Raw genomic sequence first — 2,415 nt, 5'->3', positions numbered from 1 at the left:
CTTCAATCCCACCCAGCTACACCGAACTGCCTGGTCAGAAACCTACCCATCCCGTGCCCCGGCACGGGATGGGTAGGTGGCGTTTTTCGTGTTCGGGGGCTTGATTCCGGCGTGTTTTTGTGGGCGGTGTACGGATCGAATTCTTTTGTTGTGCAGCGTGTTTCGGGTTGTTTGTGTCGGTGGGGTGGGCTATGTTTTCGGTGTCCCAATTGATGCGGGGCGGAGGGGGTTGACCACCTTTCCGCTCCGGTGAGCCCGGGGTGTTGTCCGGGGGTTTGGAGTTGTGATGTCTGTGGACGTTGCAGTTGTCGAGAACGTGACGAGCGGGGCGGGTGTAGCCGCTCCTGCCGGTGGGGTGTTCCCGGCGGATGGGGTGTTCGTCGAGGTGCGGGAGGGTGAGGCGTGGACGGCTGGCTGGCTGGTCGCGGATCGCACCGACGTGGCGGCGTTGTCGGTGAACGGTGTCGCCGAGGACAAGCGTCTGGTGGCGGTGGCGTTGGTGCCGCTCTCGCCGGATGCGCCGGTGTGGCAGGGGCGGGTGCGCCCGGATCAGGTGGTGGTCGCGTCGTTGCAGCGCCCGGTGCCGGTGTGGTGGGAGCGGCTCGCCACGTCGTTGGCGGAGGCGATGCGCGATCGCCGGGAGGTGGCGTGGCTGCGTGAGCACCTGCAGGCCAATCAGAAGGCGCACGCGGACTGGGTGGAGCACATCGCGAAGGACGCGGGTACCTGGGCGGATGAGAACAACCTGTGCAGTGAGTTCGATCGGTTCATGGAGGAGCACGGGCTGCCGCCGCGCAGTCGGGAGTTCACGGTCGAGGCTTTGGTGACGATCACCGCGAAGGTGTCGGTGTCGGTGTCGGCCCGGTCCGAGGAGGTTGCCGAGGACGAGGTGGACGGGGAGGTGCTGGCGCGGGCTTTGGGCCGCCGGATCGGTGGGTTCCGCCGTCACGGTCTGGACCTGCGGGAGTACACGGTGACGGAGGTGCAGGCATGAGCGTCACCGGCACGGTGACCGCGCAGGCGGTGCGGATCGGTGTGGACGGGCGTCCCGTGGTGATCGACCTCGGGGCGCGGGTGAGCACTGGGGCGGCGATCCGGTCGGCGATCGGGTGCCGTTGGTTCGACGTGGTGCGGCTGACCCGGGATCTGGATATGTGGGTCGATGATGAGGGCGCAATCCAGGCCGATGCCCAGGTGAATCTGATGGCGACGGCGGTTGCGCGCGCTCACGGGGCGATCTGGCAGCCGTTCTGCGGGGCTGTGGTGTTCGCGGCCCATGACGGTAACGGCGCGACGGTGGGCCTGTCTGATGCCCAGAGGGATGCCCTGCTGACCGGTGCGGTGTTCGCGCCCACCGTGAACCACTGACTGAGGAGGGAAACCCCACGATGACAACGACGACGACGAACACGAATATCCCCACCCCTGCCGAGGTCTACATGTCGCAGGGCGAGCGCGCCCTCAATCGCGGCACCCACTTCATCGAGGAATCGATCTGGGTGTATCTGATGCGCGACTGGGACGGCATCGATCGGTGGGTGCTCGATCCGGTGACGGTGGACGGCTGCGGGCTGGACTCGGGCCTCGAGGACGGTGCTCGCAACAGTGAGTGCATGTGTGAGGACAAGGTCGAGTGCAACGCGGTCCGGGATCGGATGGATCGGGCGGCTCTGCCGTCGGCGGATGATCTGCTGCACCTGTTGGCGGAGTGGCTCGGCTACACCGTGACGAAGGCGGTGCAGGCGTGACGGTGGAGGCGGTGATCGTCCGCGATCCGGATGGGCCGACCAGCGTGTGGGTGTTCGTGGATGGTGAGCCGGTGGAGGCCGTGGAGAGTTGCATCGATGCCGGTGCGGGCTGGGAGTGGGTGGACTGGTGCGAGCACCGGGACGAGATGCTCGCCGGTGCCTCTCCGGCGGCGCGTGAGTTGCTGCTCACGCTGCTCGATGGTCCGCCGGGTGGGGTCTATGTGGAGGGCCGTGGCGGGCGGCCCTGGCTGGACCCCGCAGCGTAGTTCGCCTCTCTCCGTGCATGGCCCGCACCCGACTTCCGGGGTGCGGGCCGTGTGCTGCGTGCGACCGTAATGGTGCTGTGACCTGGTGTGATGACATGTCCCCGGTTTGTGATGTGAGGGTGCCGGCGACGTGTCGGGGGTGTGCCGGCGCCGGGTGTCGGCGGGCGCGCGGGTGCCCGTTTCGTCCGTTTTGGAGCCAGTTTTGAAAGGTGTTGATTTGCAATATGTTTGGGTAATCACTTGAGAAATAGTTATTTACGTATGTTGTGCACAAATGTCAGGTTGTAAGGTTCGTAATTTGTTGTTGATCAACAGTTTTGGATGTTTTGAGATTTTCGACTGTTTGGGTTGCGTGGGGGTGGGGTGGTATGCTGTGGGTATGACATGGAGCGGCGCGGGAA

The 2,415-nt window shown here is 65.2% G+C and carries 4 protein-coding genes; all 4 read left to right on the top strand.

What is annotated here, in order from left to right; translation table 11 throughout:
* The first annotated feature begins 373 nt into the window (after positions 1-373).
* The 4 genes from ACFVXN_RS18360 to ACFVXN_RS18345 are packed head-to-tail and all read left to right on the top strand — an operon-like array spanning position 374 to position 2,014.
* A complete protein-coding gene (locus tag ACFVXN_RS18360) occupies positions 374-994 on the top strand; it encodes a hypothetical protein (RefSeq protein ID WP_389235941.1) in 621 nt (206 codons plus the stop codon).
* Complete coding sequence (locus tag ACFVXN_RS18355) at positions 991-1,368, top strand: DUF3846 domain-containing protein (RefSeq protein WP_389235938.1); 378 nt, start codon at positions 991-993, stop codon at positions 1,366-1,368. The genes ACFVXN_RS18360 and ACFVXN_RS18355 overlap by 4 nt, the downstream gene beginning before the upstream one ends.
* Positions 1,369-1,388: 20 nt before the next feature.
* Complete coding sequence (locus tag ACFVXN_RS18350) at positions 1,389-1,748, top strand: hypothetical protein (protein ID WP_389235935.1); 360 nt, start codon at positions 1,389-1,391, stop codon at positions 1,746-1,748.
* Positions 1,745-2,014 (top strand): hypothetical protein, encoded by a 270-nt coding sequence (locus ACFVXN_RS18345; RefSeq protein WP_389235932.1) that lies wholly within the window; start codon positions 1,745-1,747, stop codon positions 2,012-2,014. Before ACFVXN_RS18350 ends, ACFVXN_RS18345 begins: the two co-directional genes overlap by 4 nt.
* Positions 2,015-2,415: the final 401 nt, after the last annotated feature.

Origin of the sequence: Cellulomonas sp. NPDC058312, from assembly GCF_042880135.1 — a bacterium.
Classification (GTDB): Bacteria; Actinomycetota; Actinomycetes; order Actinomycetales; family Cellulomonadaceae; genus Cellulomonas.
The sequence above is the reverse complement of the archived record's forward strand: the minus strand, read 5'-3'. Positions and strand labels throughout refer to the sequence as shown.

Bases quoted from the DNA above. Each gene is read 5' to 3' on its own strand.
- ACFVXN_RS18355 (WP_389235938.1), top strand. From the start codon at position 991: ATGAGCGTCACCGGCACGGTGACCGCGCAGGCGGTGCGGATCGGTGTG.
- ACFVXN_RS18350 (WP_389235935.1), top strand. From the start codon at position 1,389: ATGACAACGACGACGACGAACACGAATATCCCCACCCCTGCCGAGGTC.